The organism is Chrysiogenes arsenatis DSM 11915, from assembly GCF_000469585.1.
Lineage (GTDB): Bacteria > Chrysiogenota > Chrysiogenetes > Chrysiogenales > Chrysiogenaceae > Chrysiogenes > Chrysiogenes arsenatis.
Genome location: NZ_AWNK01000010.1, coordinates 142,254 through 158,153, shown reverse-complemented (window position 1 = coordinate 158,153; position 15,900 = coordinate 142,254). Strand labels below are relative to the sequence as shown.

16 protein-coding genes and 2 pseudogenes are annotated in these 15,900 nt (G+C 50.7%); 8 read left to right on the top strand and 10 right to left on the bottom strand.

Features of this window, described 5'->3' with window-relative positions:
* On the bottom strand, positions 1–606 hold a 606-nt coding region (locus P304_RS0108980), incomplete at its 3' end, for a transposase (RefSeq protein WP_169720915.1).
* A gap of 124 nt (positions 607–730) precedes the next feature.
* Between P304_RS0108980 and P304_RS17680 the strand changes: the two are divergent.
* Positions 731–850: pseudogene (locus P304_RS17680) on the top strand (IS91 family transposase); the annotation flags it as partial.
* A gap of 269 nt (positions 851–1,119) precedes the next feature.
* On the opposite strand, the gene P304_RS17245 reads toward P304_RS17680, so the two are convergent.
* The 7 genes and pseudogenes from P304_RS17245 to ald form a co-directional block, all read right to left on the bottom strand.
* Positions 1,120–1,869, bottom strand: a complete 750-nt coding sequence (locus P304_RS17245; RefSeq protein ID WP_051321558.1) for an HNH endonuclease — start codon at positions 1,867–1,869, stop codon at positions 1,120–1,122.
* Positions 1,870–1,950: 81 nt separating this feature from the next.
* A complete protein-coding gene (locus P304_RS0108965; protein WP_027390275.1) occupies positions 1,951–2,607 on the bottom strand; it encodes a hypothetical protein in 657 nt (218 codons plus the stop codon).
* A gap of 115 nt (positions 2,608–2,722) precedes the next feature.
* Positions 2,723–3,706 (bottom strand): hypothetical protein, encoded by a 984-nt coding sequence (locus tag P304_RS0108960; RefSeq protein ID WP_027390274.1) that lies wholly within the window; start codon positions 3,704–3,706, stop codon positions 2,723–2,725.
* Positions 3,707–3,792: 86 nt separating this feature from the next.
* Positions 3,793–4,191, bottom strand: coding sequence for a nuclear transport factor 2 family protein (locus tag P304_RS0108955; RefSeq protein WP_027390273.1), 399 nt, complete (start codon positions 4,189–4,191; stop codon positions 3,793–3,795).
* Between the two features lie 101 nt (positions 4,192–4,292).
* Positions 4,293–5,072: a hypothetical protein gene (locus tag P304_RS14835; protein WP_034764867.1), complete on the bottom strand. Its 780-nt coding sequence runs from the start codon at positions 5,070–5,072 to the stop codon at positions 4,293–4,295.
* 237 nt (positions 5,073–5,309) lie between these two features.
* A pseudogene (locus P304_RS16680) lies at positions 5,310–5,438 on the bottom strand (tyrosine-type recombinase/integrase); the annotation flags it as partial.
* 269 nt (positions 5,439–5,707) lie between these two features.
* The gene (ald, locus tag P304_RS0108945) at positions 5,708–6,844 is read right to left on the bottom strand and encodes an alanine dehydrogenase (protein ID WP_027390272.1); all 1,137 of its coding nucleotides are present in this window, start codon (positions 6,842–6,844) and stop codon (positions 5,708–5,710) included.
* A 134-nt stretch (positions 6,845–6,978) separates the two neighbouring features.
* On the opposite strand from ald, the gene P304_RS14830 reads away from it, so the two are divergent.
* Together P304_RS14830 and cydC are read left to right on the top strand one after the other, a co-directional pair.
* Positions 6,979–7,944: a cation diffusion facilitator family transporter gene (locus P304_RS14830; protein WP_051321557.1), complete on the top strand. Its 966-nt coding sequence runs from the start codon at positions 6,979–6,981 to the stop codon at positions 7,942–7,944.
* A complete protein-coding gene (gene cydC / locus P304_RS0108935) occupies positions 7,937–9,586 on the top strand; it encodes a thiol reductant ABC exporter subunit CydC (RefSeq protein ID WP_027390271.1) in 1,650 nt (549 codons plus the stop codon). Before P304_RS14830 ends, cydC begins: the two co-directional genes overlap by 8 nt.
* Positions 9,587–9,662: 76 nt before the next feature.
* Here cydC and P304_RS0108930 read toward each other — a convergent pair whose 3' ends face one another.
* Positions 9,663–9,866, bottom strand: a complete 204-nt coding sequence (locus P304_RS0108930; protein ID WP_152514515.1) for a hypothetical protein — start codon at positions 9,864–9,866, stop codon at positions 9,663–9,665.
* Positions 9,867–10,051: 185 nt separating this feature from the next.
* Positions 10,052–12,256, bottom strand: coding sequence for a ribonuclease R (rnr, locus tag P304_RS14825; protein WP_051321556.1), 2,205 nt, complete (start codon positions 12,254–12,256; stop codon positions 10,052–10,054).
* A gap of 234 nt (positions 12,257–12,490) precedes the next feature.
* On the opposite strand from rnr, the gene P304_RS14820 reads away from it, so the two are divergent.
* Genes P304_RS14820 through proC form a run of 5 tightly spaced genes read left to right on the top strand, consistent with a single transcriptional unit; the run spans position 12,491 to position 15,900 of the window.
* Positions 12,491–13,009, top strand: a complete 519-nt coding sequence (locus P304_RS14820; protein ID WP_051321555.1) for a peptidylprolyl isomerase — start codon at positions 12,491–12,493, stop codon at positions 13,007–13,009.
* Positions 13,006–13,632 (top strand): nitroreductase family protein, encoded by a 627-nt coding sequence (locus P304_RS0108915; RefSeq protein ID WP_027390269.1) that lies wholly within the window; start codon positions 13,006–13,008, stop codon positions 13,630–13,632. Before P304_RS14820 ends, P304_RS0108915 begins: the two co-directional genes overlap by 4 nt.
* Positions 13,632–14,420 (top strand): purine nucleoside phosphorylase YfiH/LACC1 family protein, encoded by a 789-nt coding sequence (locus P304_RS0108910; RefSeq protein WP_027390268.1) that lies wholly within the window; start codon positions 13,632–13,634, stop codon positions 14,418–14,420. Before P304_RS0108915 ends, P304_RS0108910 begins: the two co-directional genes overlap by 1 nt.
* Positions 14,408–15,079, top strand: a complete 672-nt coding sequence (locus P304_RS0108905) for a YggS family pyridoxal phosphate-dependent enzyme (RefSeq protein ID WP_027390267.1) — start codon at positions 14,408–14,410, stop codon at positions 15,077–15,079. The genes P304_RS0108910 and P304_RS0108905 overlap by 13 nt, the downstream gene beginning before the upstream one ends.
* A 17-nt stretch (positions 15,080–15,096) precedes the next feature.
* Complete coding sequence (gene proC, locus P304_RS0108900; protein ID WP_027390266.1) at positions 15,097–15,900, top strand: pyrroline-5-carboxylate reductase; 804 nt, start codon at positions 15,097–15,099, stop codon at positions 15,898–15,900.

The following is a 15,900-nucleotide window of genomic DNA, read 5'->3' as shown; positions in this document are numbered from 1 at the left end:
CTTGCGCACAGCGGTGGTCAGATTATCAAAGATCAGTCGTGGGAAGACACCGCCGTAAAAAAAGAACCCACGCATGAGTGCATCGAAAAAGGCCTGTTGTCTTTCACAGGGGTACAAACGTAAAAACGGTTTGCCAGACCCCTTGGAGCGCATGCAGAAAATCTTGACCTTCAGTGTCTGGCCTTGAATAACGACCACCGCTGTTCCCCAGTCTACCTCAGCTTCTTGACCAAGATCAGGCTCCAAAGGCAAAAAGGCTTTTATGGTGCTGATGCCCAGTCGTTCTTTCGCTTCACGCACGTATTTGCGGACATTGGATTCGCTGCCGGAAAAGTTGTGTTCAAAAACCAGTCGATCATAAATGCGTCTGGCGGTGTGGCGCTGTTTGCGAGGACGATCACGATCATCGGCAAGCCAAGTGTCAATGATCTTCTGGAATGGCCCCAAAACAGGAAACGGCTGATAATGGCGCAGTGAATAACCAGAATACGGCTCACTGAGCGCCTTACGTATAGTGTTGCGCGAATGGCCGGTAATCCGAGATATCTCACTTATGCTTTGCTCATAGACCCGATGAGCCGTGCGAATATGTTCATATTGATCCATCCTAAGCATCCTCTCTCCTTCGATTGCTATGGTAAGCACCATAGTAGCGAAGGGATAATTAGGATGGTCAATTTTCAGTAATCACAAGGCCTCTAAACTGGTCAATTTTAGATTATCAAAACCAAAGCCGCGACCGGTAATCGCTTGTCCGGCTTGCGGAGCAAAGATGACAATCATTGCGACCATGGTTTCCCGCCCACAGATTCTGTACCAGCGGACAAACAAAGAGGCGTTATCTATGTAAACCGCACTACGTGCCAGAGAGAGTCAATCAACCTACATGCTATGGGATAGCTGTGCCTAAAAAACAACCAAAAGGGCGATAAAAAACGATAAAATAACAAAATCATGGCTGCAAATGATCCGCAACTACTTCCAACCTCGCGACGATTCAATTTACTGATCTAGCAACCCCAGATCCTAAAAGATATTTTCATGTAACATGGCGGTCGCCGCTGGGCTTGTCCAACAAACGGTTCAGATCGTGGCTCGCTTCGCGATCACGATCTAACCTTATCCGTTAGACTCCCCGCAAGCAACCTCCTGCGAGGAAAACCCAAAAATATTCCTGTGCTCGCGCAGATACTTCCTATGCGCTTCTTCAATTTTACGGAGGCGCATCCCATCACTAAGACCAAGCTCCCCTGCCATACCTCGCACCGAATCCCCGATCAGAATATCTCCTTCATTATCGAAGGAGATAAAACCTTTATCAAAGAGGGCGTCAAAAGTAGGCGACAGAAGAAGTCCGTTAAAAAAATCAATACGCTCGCGGTCGTCGGACAGGCACCAAGGCTTTATGTGAGATGCCCTCAATATATCCGGGAAATCCAAACCGCTAAGCGCACAGCCACCCCAGTAGTTTAAAAGGCTTTTCCGGAACTGTTGCTGACCCACCCTTGTTTTTATGCTGGCCACACCCTCAGTACTCGGCGAGGCAGCCTCCTTAGGAATTGCCTGAGCATCCATCACGGTAACAGTGAAGTACGAATCAGGATTATCAATAACAACCAGTTTGACAACCTCTTGCAGCGCTTTAGGGAAACTAACTTTTCTTCTGCTCGTGATCTGGAAATAGTCCAGCACATCTATGTCTAGGCCCAGATTACTATCAAACGCTATCCGAAGGAGCCTTTTGGTGCCGTCCTCGAAACGACAATGTTTTTTGACATCAGGCTGGACACCCCACAGGTGAAATTCTCTCCTCCGGTCAACAAAAGGCTGCCGCCAAGAGATATCGGATACTTTGATAAGACTTGCCAATGCACTTCCCCTCTTCTGGTCTAACGTCTGAATTCACCGGCCTTGCGCGGCTTTATGCGCAAGATCCGGTGGAATGATGGGTTAGCCATTGTCATACTCCGCGGATGGTAGCTCAGCTTTGCCGTTCTCAACGAACTCGGTCAGTGTCTTCGTGCGTCGGTAGTGGGCGGCTAGAAGTTTCATGCTGGTTTCGGGATTGCCAGTGAACTGATGTAGCTCTTTGACATTCTTGAATCCAAGGAACTTCGCCATGTCGTCGCAAAGGCTCAATACAACTTTCGCCTGCGCCTGCGTGAGTTGTAAGGTTTGGAGCTTCGCTTTCTCCCTTTCGACCTTAATGCTAGCCAGAGTCTTGTATATGCCCTTGTACGTCAAAGCGGCGCTGCCAGCAGCACCCAATAAGACCCCGACCGATTTTGCTACCTGAATCGCAACATCGACATTAAGGAAGAGATCAAGCCAACCAGGCGATGCATATTGAATGGAGCGGATTCTCGGACGGTCATGGATCGGTACCTGGTTGTGAAGCACCGTATTGATATTCACGTAGCTGAAACCGCCCCGCCAAGGGTACTCGGCTAACGCGCGATTGATTCTGTCTCGATCACGAGGGGCAAGCTCAGAATCCAAGCAGTAAATGAACGCGTAGCTTTTCGCAAAGGCTTGAGGGAATTCATAAAGGTCATCGAGCTGCCATTCGCTATCAAGCAGTACCCGGTAAATTCGTTCTCGTTGCAAAGTCACCTCCGGAAATGGCTAACGTCAAGGGTAACCTGCCAGCCAAAGCGGTAAGCCTATCGNAAGCCTATCGGCTTACCGCTTTGGCTGGCAGGTTACCCGTATGTTAGCGCACTTACTTGCCTATCAATTTGTACGCAAGTGTTTTCTTTTTTTCTTGAAGCAATTCGGAGTACCTTCTATTGCGTTCGTTTTGCTCAGAAAGCTGACTGCGCTTTCTTGTAAGCTCTGTATTAAGGCGGCTAACCTCAATGTTTTGTTCGGATATGGTGTTGCCATATTGTGCCACTTCACGCCTGTATATTGGGGTTTTTCTTTCGTATTCTGTAATGCTATTGACGCTCGATGAACAACTTGATTTTCGCTGACTTGGCTCTTGATACCATTCTGTGTATTTTGAATAGCAAGAGTTTTGATTATTTGTGACGCAGTTTTTAAAAGCATTGATCTTTGTTATTTTAATTGATGCACTCATCATGCATCCTCCGAAGGCTGCCAAGCCTGCCCAAAAGCCTTCGCCATCGTTTCTGCATCCTGTATCTGACAAGGCTTCTATAGCATTTAATACTGTTTGATCAGCTCGATAGCCTTTATTTTGGAGAGCGGCCACAGACCTTGAACATGCCTCACTAGCTAAAAACCTTTTGGAAAAAGTATCAAGCTCATCTCCAACGGCTAGCATGGCAACGTCGCAACCTACTGATAAAGAACAGTATGCTAAGGCGTGCTTTCTGGAACTTTCGCGTGAAGGACAATATGGTTCAGGTTTTTTCCCATGGTCTGGAGTAATGCACTGGCCATTTACATAAACATCCCTATTATTGGATAGCCACCTTTTTGAACTATCCTTTGAGTTTGACAGTTCTCGAAGCATCCGTTCTTTTTTAGCTTTTGCTTGTTTTGCTTCAGATATTTCGCTATTGGTAGCTGCTATTTTTTGTTCAATACCTTTAATTTCCATCTCTAATCTACTGGACTTTTGTGCGCTGTCTTGAATGTGGTATTCATAACCAGCAACCTCTTTTTTTATCGAGCTGGCGCACCCAGATATTAAAGCCGAAGTAACGAGAACACCAATCAAGGTAAGTTTTTTGTTCATGAGTTTCCCCTTGTGTTTTGTGCGCTAACGTTTGAGTTCATGGGCGCTGCGCGGCTTTATCGCACAGCGTCCCCTGCAACTAGTGGTTAGGCCGGATATGGAGAAAACTGGTCGGCGACAGCCCACCACCTTTCACCTTCCTTGACGAAGAAAAACATGTCTCTGCCGCCCATGTTGATTGTTTGACCACCCATCTCAAAAGACATGTCGAAGTAGTACGCAACGACTGCCGAGTTGCCGTAGACCTGGATGGTAGGGTCGATTTCCTCCCAGCGATGGGTACGAGCGGCGGTGCAGAAACCCTTCCATCCAGCAATACAGGCAGCCCCACCATCTAGGCGGTTGCGATCAGTGGCAGTGATAGCAACCATATTTTGGTGGAAGAACTTCGAAAGGTCGTCGGGGTTACCCTTCGTCCAGGCGTCATTCATTGCACGGACGGTGGACCAGATTTCTTGTTCTACTGGATCAGCAAAAGAGACCATTGGTACCTCCTTGGAAAGTGTGTGGGAACGGCCTAACGCTGTGCTCTGGGGCAAAACGAAGCGCAGCGTAGTTTTGCCCCAGAGCAGCACTTTGTTATGTTTTAGTCTATCTGCTGGTATTCCTGCGGATTAACGCGCAGGTCATTATCTCCGCCATCTGAACCTGGCTCAGCGATATCTATTTTTACGATAAACTTTGGAAGTCCAAACTTTTTCAAAAACCCGGTAGCTACTTTCTTAGATGTATCATCGAATTCTAAATCCAGACCTTGGAAATACCTGTTTGACAGCATCTGAGAAAACGGAACGCTGTGACGGTATAGAAGAGTATCCTTAGAAGTAGTTGCTACTGCCAGATTAAGCGGCACACAAACGGCTCTTGTCACTGGAGCGAACGGAACATTCCCCCCACGATGGTGGTAGTAGTAACTCAACTCCTCCAAATATAAAGAGCCATTTAAGAAGCCGGTTATCTCTTCATAGTCATAAAGTAAATACTGTGAGCGCGGCGCATTCTTTAGAATTTTCTTGGCTTGAGGCAATTTCATTGCCCCAAAAGTTATCTTTCGCCAATCCCGTTTTTTGGCCTCTAAAAAAGCAGCCCCATTAATCGATGTTCCATCTTGATAATTAATATTTACAATTAAAGCAACATCACCAAAGTTATTCTCAAAAGTCCCCTTGAGCTTATAAATTTGCCAGTTGATACTGCTTTTCCTATCTCGGCCAATAAACCGTGAGCCAGATAATTCGTTTCTAAGATCTCTGAGTAAATTTCGGGTAATAAAATCTTCGTCCCACTCATGTCCAGAGACGCCACTGATCGAATCTCTTATCACATTTTCCAACCTACCAGTGAACTCAAACAGTTTAGAATCCAATCACATTCTCCTTGGTAAAACATAACTTGTTTTTAGGCGGATCCGTATAAGATGACGTTTCAGGCGTCCTTATCCGCATAAGACACCATTCGATTTTATTAATAAAACACTAAAATCCCCATATTTTTATACAGTTACGATATTCCCTACCGTGTAGCGCAGCTTTTTATGAGGATCCTGATAAAAAGCCGTTCACAGTCCATCCATCGGGCTGCGTGCACCTGCGGGCCCACGGTTTCATACATGAGTGTAGATCATGGTCGTTTTGACGTCATTATGACCAAGTAGCTCCTGTATCGTGCGAATATCATAACCGCTTTCCAATAAATGGGGAGCAAAAGAATGACGGAACGTGTGGCATCTGATCCAGCAGTTTTGGTGGTCTTTTGCCGTTATCAGCTTGATCTGAAGTTTCCCTCCGGCTTGTCATTCCCCCTCACAAATTAAACCATTGGATAATAAAGCCACCAACCGACTTGTGCCGATGCTGTGGCATTCAATATCCACTACAATGATCCATTTACCTTCAACTCCATGGAAACGCAACAAGCCAGTTAGTACCTTATCGATAAGCTCGTTGTCAATTTTTTATCGTCATGCCAAGGGCAGCTCTCTTAACTGTCTTTCCCACAACCCTACCCGCCCGAAGGGAGCAGCGTATTGACGACCGCTTCCACCGGTGTAAATGGCAGGCCAAACGCTTCGGCCACGGCTTGGTGTGTCACCGCTCCCCACGCAATATTGACTCCGTTGCGCATGCCAGCATCGCTTTTCGCTCGGTGCGCCCATCCATGATCGGCCAAGGCCAATGCATACGGGAGGGTGGCATTGGTCAGCGCGATCGTTGATGTCAGCGGCACCGCTCCCGGCATATTCGCCACGCAGTAGTGCAGTATTCCGTCAACATCGTAGACTGGCTCCTGATGAGTGGTCATGCGTGAGGTTTCAAAACATCCCCCCTGATCAATTGCCACATCAATTAAGAGTGCGCCCCGCTTCATCAGCGCCAATTGGCTGCGACGAATAAGCATCGGTGCCTTGCCCCCTTCGATGAGCACCGCGCCGATAACGGCGTCGGCTTCAGGAAGGAGTTGACGGATATTTTCCGCTGTGGCCAGCAAAAGGGTACAGTTTTTCGGCATTACTTCCGCCAGATGACGCAATCGCGCCAGCGACGTATCCAGCAACACCACCCGCGCCCCCAAACCGCACGCCATCTGCGCGGCATTGGTTCCTACCACGCCAGCACCGAGAATGACCACGGTGGCTGGTGCCACGCCGGGGACGCCGCCCAGCAAAATTCCGCGCCCACCTGATGAGCGTTCCAGATAATGCGCTGCCTGCTGCGTCGCCATGCGACCGGCAATTTCGCTCATTGGCGTCAGGAGCGGCAGTGTACCGTGGACGTCGGTAATGGTTTCATAGGCAATGGCAACCGAACGGTTGGCAATCATGGCGCGGGTCAGTGCTTCTGAAGCAGCAAAGTGAAAATAGGTAAACACCACTTGACCCTTACGGATCAGTTCGTATTCAGATGGTTGCGGCTCTTTGACATGCATCACCAGTTCAGCATGACGGTATATTTCGGCAGATGATGTGAGTACCCGCGCACCCGCGTCACAATAGGCCTGATCGTCAAAACCGCTGGCACGTCCTGCATGTTGCTCGACCAACACCTCATGACCATGTGCAACCATCGCTTCGACTCCAGCGGGAGTCATGCTGACACGACTTTCTGCCGTTTTTATTTCACGCAATATTCCAACAATCATGGGGCACCTCCTGTAGAGAAAATCGATGTTCCTATATGGGTGGTATGGTATGCTTCCAATCACTATACTGTACCAAAAATCACAAGAAAAGCGCGCTTCTTTTTCCGACCTGCGCGCAAGACTCAGGAGCACTCATGGCCCCGCGCATCGACACATCCAGCACTGATAGTTCCACCAAACTCCGCGCCTCGCGCCTCAGCATAACCGTGGCGACGCTGCTGGCACTCTTAAAAATGGTGACGGGGTTTTCCGTCAACTCCATTGCCGTAATAGCCATGGCGATAGATTCCGTGATGGATATTCTGATGAGTGCCATCAACTACATTGGAATCCGTTTTGCGGCAGAGCCCGCCGACGCCAGACACCCTTACGGACATGGAAAATTCGAAACAATGGCCGCGTTGATTCAGTCAGCGATTATTTTTGCCATCGGCATCATTATCGGCAAAGAAGCAATTGCCCGACTTATCAGTGGCGAGTTTGTTATGGAACATCTGGAGTTCGGCATAGCGGTTATGGCACTCAGCACTATCATATCCTTTTTCCTCAGCCGCTATTTAAACCGTGTGGCGCTCAAAACCGACTCCATTGCCCTGAAAACCGATGCGCTGCACTACTCCACCGATGTCTGGTCGAACGGCGGCGTTTTTGTGGCGCTCGTGATCATGTATTTCCTGCCCATTCCGTGGATCGACCCCGTGATTTCGCTGGTTGTAGCCGTCTACATTATGAAAGAAGCGGTTATGATGCTGTGGCGGGTTTTTCAGGAATTGACGGAAACGGCTCTGCCCGATGAGCTACAACAGGAAATCGAAGCCATTATTAACGACGAAAAGGCTCTGATCGATTTTCATGATTTACGCACCCGCAAAAGCGGATCGATCAACGTCATGGATTTGCATATTACCGTCTGCCGCTTTTTTACCATTGAACAGGCACACCGCATTGCCGACAAAGTAGAAGCGCGCATCAAAAATGGTGTCCCAAATGCCGACGTGGTTATCCACATCGACCCGTGTTCCAATAACTACTGCGATGCCAACGAACACGTGTGCAACCTGCTCGGGCATAAACAAGAACGAAGAGCGCGGCATGAATGAGCTTGTTCCGTTCCTGCGACTTTTCTGGCCCAGTCGCCTGTGGATATTCTGGGGACTCTTTTTCAGCCTTGCGGCGACCATGGCCAGCATTGGCCTGCTGGCACTTTCCGGCTGGTTTCTGAGCGCGGCAGCTTTTGCCGGAATGAGTGCCGCGACCGCGCACACCTTCAACTTTTTCACCCCCAGCGCCGGAGTGCGCGGCTTTGCCATCGTTCGCACCGGTGGACGCTACGCCGAACGGGTGCTGGCGCACGAAGCGACATTCCGGCTGCTCGCATCACTGCGTGTCTGGTTTTATGACCGCATCGAACCACTTACTCCCGCCAGGCTCGCTCGCAGCCGCAGTGGTGACCTACTCGGGCGGATCGTTGGCGATATCGACACGCTCGACAACCTTTTCATCCGCCTCCTTTCGCCAAGTATAGTGGCGCTAGGCGTTGGTAGTTTCGTCGGCCTCTTTCTGTGGTGGCTGGCGCCACCGCTCGCCGTCGCGTTTTGGCTTTTCTACGTTGCCGCAGGCGTGCTTGTACCGTTTATCGCGTCACGCTTCGGCAGCCGTGCCGGAACGGAGACCTTAGTAGCATCAAATCAACTGCGTACCGCTTTAGTCGAAGATATTCAAGGGATGGCTGATCTGCTCGCGTATGGTGCTTACAGAAAACACCAAAAGCGAATTGCAGCATATGCCGCGCAACTCCTGCAAGGGCAGCGAAAATTTGCCTACGCCAGTGCCTTTGGCAGTGCCACCAACACCTGTCTCGCTGGATTCGCCGTCGTCATCCTGCTCATAATAGCCATTCCCCTCAGCCAAGCCGGAGTCTTTGACGGTGCGCACATCGCGCTGATAGCCTTCGGGTCACTCGCCGCCTTCGAAGCCGTTATGGGGCTACCACTCGCATGGCAATCACTCGGAAAAACCGTTAATGCCGCAACTCGGCTGAATGAAATAGTTTGCGCGACACCCGCCGTTACGTTTCCCGAACAATCAATTGCCCTACCCAATCGATATGATGTTGTTTTCCAAAATGTAACATTTGGTTATGACCCATCAAAACCGATCGTGCAGGATTTTTCACTCCGCATAGATCAAGGGAAAACCGTCGCTATTGCCGGACGTTCCGGCATTGGAAAATCAACGCTCACCCATCTACTTGCCCGCTTGTACGACCCGCAGCAAGGAGAAATCGCCATCGACGGGATTGATGTACGCCACTTTGACGAAGCGACACTGCGCACCCTCATCGGTGTTGTTTCGCAAAAAAGTGACCTTTTCGGTGCTACCATCCGCGACAATCTCCTGCTCGGCAAACCGGACGCCAACGACGACGAACTGTGGCAAGCGCTGGAGCGCGCGAAACTCGCAGCATTTGTTCGCACCTTGCCACACGGGCTCGAAACGTGGGTCGGCGAAAGCGGTGCGACCCTTTCCGGTGGACAAGGGCGGCGACTGGTGCTGGCGCGCACACTCCTGAAACGCCCACCGATTATTATCTTAGATGAACCAACCGAAGGGCTTGATCCACTCACCCGTGCCGAATTTATGCAAACCGTATGGGACAATATCGACGGCCAAACCGTCCTGCTGATTACCCACGATCAAGACGATCTACTCCGCGCTGATGCGGTGGTAAAAATGGCGTAACTCGCCCAACAAAGCGTCGGCGCATCCACCGATCCAAACTACGCGTCACCAGCTAAATTCATCGTAAAGTTTTTGATTATCCTCTTTTCCACAAGCTGCTCAAGCTCCTGCCATTTTTCATCAAGCCGCTCTGGCGCAGGTGGCACATACGCCGAACCGGCAATCGAAACTCTCCATCCTCCACCAGACGGAAAAGGTAATCCCAGGTTTTTGCCTGATTGATCGCCATATAACGGACATTGGGCTGCATCGCCCATCTGGTATCGACAAGTGTGCTCATGAATCTCTCCTCAGCGGATTACGTATGGGAATGCGGATCATCATGTAAGCGGACATTTATCCGGACATGGTTCGGCTCAAGCTCACGTTAAGTCATTGCTAAACTGCACTATGCACGACAATACAAGCGGTCATAAGAGCGGACAATGGATGAATATGCCACATCAATAGCTCCTACACTTCCAGCTACGACTTCGGTTTCGGCTTTGGCTTCCCTTTCCCTTGCGCCCCTTTTTTGGATTTTGTTTTTGGTATCGGCAGTTTCTTTACCCGTTTCGGTTTTCGCGATGGAAATTCGGGTTCTGTTGTTTGCACTCGCTGCGCCGAAATCAGATCAAAATCGAGCTGCACTTCTTCGACATTGGCGCGCACCAATTGCACCCGCACACCCTGCCCAAGGCAATACCGTTTTTTGCGACGGTCGCCCACCAGCTCGTGACGCTCTTCGTCAAAGGTGTAATGATCGTCATCGAGGCGCGAAATATGCACCAACCCTTCGATAAAATATTTTTTCAGTTGTACAAAAAAGCCAAAGCCGGTGATGCCGGAAATAATGCCATCAAACTCTTCGCCAACAAACGGGCGGAGAAACTGCACGCTTTTGATGGCGTCCATGCGATAGCTTGCTTCCTGCGCCTGTCGTTCCAGAGCGCTGGATTGACGCGCGATAGCCTCGGTTTGTTCGGCGATTTTGGCCAGCCGTTGTTCTTGCTTTGAGGTTTGGAAGGTCGCCCACAAAATGCGGTGCACCATTAAGTCGGGATAACGACGGATCGGACTGGTAAAATGGCAGTAGTGGGAAAACGCGAGGCCGTAGTGCAACGCTGGCTCGGCGCTGTAGAGCGCGCGCTTCATGCTGCGCAGCAGTAGTGTCGAAATAATAAAGCCTTCGGGGCGACTCGAGCTAGACTCCATCAGGCGGTTGAGTTCGTGTGAGTGGAATTCCTTCCCCTTCAACTTATAGCCAAAACGACCAATCAGTGCTGCAAACTGCGTCAGTTTTGCTTTGTCGGGTTCTTCATGTACGCGGTAAATGCCGGGATAGCCGTGAAAATGGAGGTGACGCGCCACGCACACATTGGCGGCCAGCATAAATTCTTCGATCATTTTATGGGCAAAAAGACGCACCGCAGGACGGATATCAATTGGCGCACCATGGTCGTTGACGATAATTTCCATTTCCGGTTTATCAAAATCAATACTTCCCTGCTGGAAACGGCGCTTACGCAGATTCTTCGCTAACGTCGCCATGCGCGGCAACACCGTGCCGAAATCAAGGTCACTCGCGGCACCGTCCAGTATTTCCTGAACCGCCGTGTAGGTAAAGCGCCGATCACTGTGAATAATCGAAGGGGTAATCCGCGCATCCAGCACGATGCCGTCGGGGGAAATATCCATCAAACAACTCATCGCATAGCGATCTTCACCGGGATTCAGTGAGCATATCCCGTTGGAAAGCTGCTCCGGCAGCATCGGAATGCAATAGGCCGGAAAATAAACGGACGTGCCACGGGCAAACGCTTCGCGGTCGAGTGCCGAATCGGCCGGAACATAGTGGGCAACATCGGCAATATGGACACCAAGACGGAAACCGCCTTGAATCGTTTCGAGCGAAATAGCATCGTCAAAGTCGCGCGCCGTTTCACCATCAATGGTGCACGTGAGCAGATGGCGAAAATCTTCGCGGCCAAGTGTCTGGTGAACTTCCGTCGAGATGGCATGCGCCTCCGCCATGACATCATCGGGAAAACTGCGCCGTAAGCCGTACGCTTCGAGCACCAACATCCGCTCGACGGTGGCATCATTGGCTTTTCCAAGAATTTCCAGCACGGAGCCTTCAGCCATTTTACGGAATTCGGGATAGCGGGTAATTTTGGCAACAACCCCATCACCTTCCACGGCTCCGGCCAGTTCTTCGACCGCCAGATGGATATTGGGAACCCCTTTGCGCGCCGCACGGAGCCAAAAGCGGTTGCGCTCGGCAACGACGGTTCCGGCTATCGTATGAAACGCCCTTTCAACGACCGCTTTGATGTGCGCCTTGCCGCTTGGAAGAATCCAGTAGCGCACGGTATCGCCCGACATCAGACCCAGTTCGTCGGCGGGTTCGGCACGATACTCCTCGCCCGCTTCGCTACGGACAAAAACCGCGCCGCCGCCACTGACACTGACAATTCCCAGCGGGGTCGTTTGCTGCAATGCATACGTATCGTGCGAAGCACGCACCACTTCGCCCTGCTGCACCATTGCGATGAGCACCCGCTCGACACTCCAAAATTGCGATTTATTACACCCCAGTAGGGTACGAATTTGTTTTAACGAAAGAGGCGACGCATGCTGGGCGAGGAGATGGCTCAATGTTTCTTTCAGTGGCGCTACGTCATCAGTCATTGTGCGACTCCTTCTCTGTTTTCACCATGGTATCTGTATCGAATTACCAAAACATAACACGAAGTCGAGTAACATGGCTAACTGCGAAATATTCTATCAACGACCCTCAAAAACAAGTACATTTCCCCCTATACGCGCAGCGCAACGGATGGTATTCTTTTTCACATTTACTGCCAAAGAAATAGGGTATCAACAATGAAACATTTTGCAATTTTTCTAAGGAGTTTTTTATTCATGGTTATTATCGCTACGAATCACGGTGACATTACGGTTGAGTTATTTGAAGACCAAGCGCCGGTCACGGTGGCCAATTTTCTGCAGTACGCTGACGATGGACATTACGATGGGCTTATTTTTCACCGCGTGATTAACGGGTTTATGATTCAGGGTGGCGGAATGGATGCGAGCATGACACCACGCGCAACCCGTGAGCCAATCAAAAACGAAGCCGACAACGGTCTGAAAAATGAGCGTGGTACGCTCGCAATGGCTCGTACCATGAACGTCAACAGTGCAACATCACAATTTTTCATCAACCTCAGCGACAACTCCTTCCTTGATCACGGTTCGCGCGATTTCGGTTACGCCGTATTCGGCAAAGTCAGCAGCGGTATGGAAGTGGTAGACGCCATTGCCAACGTCAAAACCGGCAATAAAGGCGGTCACCAAGATGTACCACGTGAAGCCGTGCAAATCTTGAGCATTCGTCGCGTTCAAGCTCCAGAAGCAAATGTCGACGGGAAAAAACAATGACCCCTCGGGAGGCGTTTACACAGGCGCTAGCCGTGCGCCATTCCTGTAAATCTTTCGAAGCAGATCACGAAATCCTTCCCGATGATCTTCGCTACATTTTGGAAGCGGGCCGACTGGCCCCTTCCTCTTTTGGTCTTGAGCCATGGCAGTTTATCGTCGTCAAAAGCCCTTCTAAGCGTCAAGAGCTGATGGCAGCCTGCTATGGCCAACGCCAGATTGGCGAATGCGCCGAGCTCGTTGCTATTCTGGCTAAAACGGGAAAGTTTCTTGATGCTGATGGCGCGTATGTCTCTGATATGTTTGCTCGCTGGGGGCTGCCTCAGGAGGCGTATACTGCCGTTAAAAACATGTACCGCAATTACATAGCAGCTACCAATGCCAAAGAATGGAGCATTGCACAGTGCCATATTGCAGCCGCCAATATGATGAACGCTGCGGCTGCGATTGGTATCGATTCGTGCGCTATCGGCGGGTTTCATCCGCAACTGGTAGAAAACGCGCTCGAAATCAACACAGATGATGATTACACCATCGCAATGCTACTCCCGTTTGGCTATCGCTCCAAGGGGCAGCCCGCACGCCACCGCCTTTTACTCGACGATATCGTTACCTACCTTCACTGATGCAGAGCAAACCATTTCTTCAACACCAGCACGATGGATTGGCCTACCTCACAAGCCCGCTCTTCTCGCCGTCAACGAGCCACGCGCTGACACAAGCAACCCATGGCGCAAGCCAAGGAGCGTTTGCGCAGGGGAACTTCTCTTATCGCGTGGAAGATGATCCCAAAGCCGTTGATGCAAATTATGCCGCACTCAAACGAGCTGTAGGCTACACCCAACTCGCCATTCCGCGCCAAGTCCATGGATGCGACTGTCAAGAAATCGCCGAGGTCACCCCAAGCGAAGCACCAGAAGCCGACGCGCTGTGGACAAGAACATCTGGCATGGCAGTCGGCATCTTGACCGCCGATTGCGTCCCTATACTGCTGGAAATGCGTGATGACGCAAACACTGTCTGTGCCGTTGCGGCTATTCATGCTGGTTGGCGCGGCGCATTGGCAAATATCGTTGGGCAAACTCTTGCACAAATGCGCGCAGCATTACCGGAACTTTCGCCTCACACCAGTCGTGCACTTATTGGCGCTTCGATCTGTACCACATGTTTTGAAGTCGGCGCCGACGTGGCTGATCAATTTCGAGAAAAAGGCTATGACGCCATTATCCATCTTCATAACGGCGTTTATTCGCTTGATCTCTGGGCGCTTACCAGTCTACAATTGCGCGCTTGCTCGTTGCAAACACACCATATTGCAACAGTAGGGCACTGTACTCGGCACGATGCGGGGTATTTTTCGTATCGACGTTCGCCACAAACCGGAAGGAACCTGTCGCTGGTATGTATGCCCTGAAAGAACGCTACCATGCCTTACTTCAAGCGCTCGCTCAGGCCGCACAGCATAGTGAAGCGCCACAAATACCTACGCTGATTGCGGTCTCAAAAACTTTTCCTACGGCTGATATTCAGCTGGTTTACGATGCCGGATGTCGTGACTTCGGCGAAAATCGCGTACAAGAATTACTTGATAAAATACCCGCACTGCCATCCGATATTCGCTGGCACTTTATTGGTCAACTGCAGCGTAATAAAGTAAAATACCTGATTGGCAACGTTGCCCTGATTCATACGCTTGACCGCCTTTCGCTGGCGCAGGAGATCGAAAAACAGGCAACCAAGCGCAACGTTATCCAACCTTGCCTTGTTGAGATAAACCTCGGCGATGAACCCCAAAAAGGGGGAATTTCACCCGCCGATGCGCCACAACTGCTTTGCGAGATTCAAAGCACCATGCCCCATATCCATACCGCAGGGTTGATGTGCATTCCACCACAAGCCTGGGAAAGTGATCGCGCCTTTGCGTTACTGAGTTCGATGGCACGGGAATGGCACACGCAAGGGCTACTTGCCGGAACGACTCTTTCTATGGGGATGAGCGACGACTTTAAAGCCGCTATCGCTCACGGAGCGACGATGGTACGGATTGGTTCTGCTCTTTTTGGAGCACGATAAAAAGGAGAAAAGACTCTATGTTCAAATACGCTTTTATCGGCACTGGTAACATGGCTGAAGCAATAATCACAGGGCTAATAACGTCTGGCACTGCGACGCCTGCTGAAATACTCTGCTGCGATACCAACAAAGAGCGACTTCAAAGTGTGAGCGCGCGTTTTCAGGGCATAGAAACCGCTGTATCGGCAAGCAAGATAGCGCCAAGTCAGGTCGTTATCCTCTGCGTGAAGCCAGGGCAAATCATCGATGTTGCCCGTCAGTTGCCTGAGGAGTGCCGCGAAAACAGTCTGATTGTTTCTATCGCTGCTGGCGTCAGCCTCAGCACACTCACACATGCGCTCCCGCTGGCCAGAATTGTCCGCGTTATGCCCAACACTCCGGCACTCGTGCAGGCGGGTGTCTCGTGTTTTAGCACGAACACCCTTGCGACAGCAGCCGATCGCACCGCTGTCACACAACTACTGCATGCCGTTGGCCTCGTTTTTGAAGTTGAAGAATCACAGCTTGACGCCGTTACGGCTCTTTCTGGCAGCGGCCCTGGATACCTCTGCCTTGTAGTAGAAGCCCTTTCCGACGCGGGTGTCAAGCTTGGCCTCCCACGTCAACTGGCACAAACACTCGCTGCGCAAACCGTGTATGGAACAGGCAAAATGATTCTTGAAACTGGCGAACACCCTGCACTGCTCCGCGAAAAAGTCACCAGCCCGGGAGGGACAACGATTGCCGGCCTTGCCGCACTGGAAGCAGCGGGCGTCCGTTCGGCCTTTATTGCGGCGGCGGAAACGGCGTGCGCACGATCAAAAGAACTCGGGAGGAGCTGA

Excerpts from the sequence above, each read along its gene's own strand:
- P304_RS0108960 (WP_027390274.1), bottom strand. The coding sequence starts at position 3,706 with ATGAACAAAAAACTTACCTTGATTGGTGTTCTCGTTACTTCGGCTTTA.
- P304_RS0108955 (WP_027390273.1), bottom strand. The coding sequence starts at position 4,191 with ATGGTCTCTTTTGCTGATCCAGTAGAACAAGAAATCTGGTCCACCGTC.
- ald (WP_027390272.1), bottom strand. The coding sequence starts at position 6,844 with ATGATTGTTGGAATATTGCGTGAAATAAAAACGGCAGAAAGTCGTGTC.
- P304_RS14830 (WP_051321557.1), top strand. The coding sequence starts at position 6,979 with ATGGCCCCGCGCATCGACACATCCAGCACTGATAGTTCCACCAAACTC.
- cydC (WP_027390271.1), top strand. The coding sequence starts at position 7,937 with ATGAATGAGCTTGTTCCGTTCCTGCGACTTTTCTGGCCCAGTCGCCTG.
- P304_RS0108930 (WP_152514515.1), bottom strand. The coding sequence starts at position 9,866 with ATGAGCACACTTGTCGATACCAGATGGGCGATGCAGCCCAATGTCCGT.
- rnr (WP_051321556.1), bottom strand. The coding sequence starts at position 12,256 with ATGACTGATGACGTAGCGCCACTGAAAGAAACATTGAGCCATCTCCTC.
- P304_RS14820 (WP_051321555.1), top strand. The coding sequence starts at position 12,491 with ATGGTTATTATCGCTACGAATCACGGTGACATTACGGTTGAGTTATTT.
- P304_RS0108915 (WP_027390269.1), top strand. The coding sequence starts at position 13,006 with ATGACCCCTCGGGAGGCGTTTACACAGGCGCTAGCCGTGCGCCATTCC.
- P304_RS0108910 (WP_027390268.1), top strand. The coding sequence starts at position 13,632 with ATGCAGAGCAAACCATTTCTTCAACACCAGCACGATGGATTGGCCTAC.
- P304_RS0108905 (WP_027390267.1), top strand. The coding sequence starts at position 14,408 with ATGTATGCCCTGAAAGAACGCTACCATGCCTTACTTCAAGCGCTCGCT.
- proC (WP_027390266.1), top strand. The coding sequence starts at position 15,097 with ATGTTCAAATACGCTTTTATCGGCACTGGTAACATGGCTGAAGCAATA.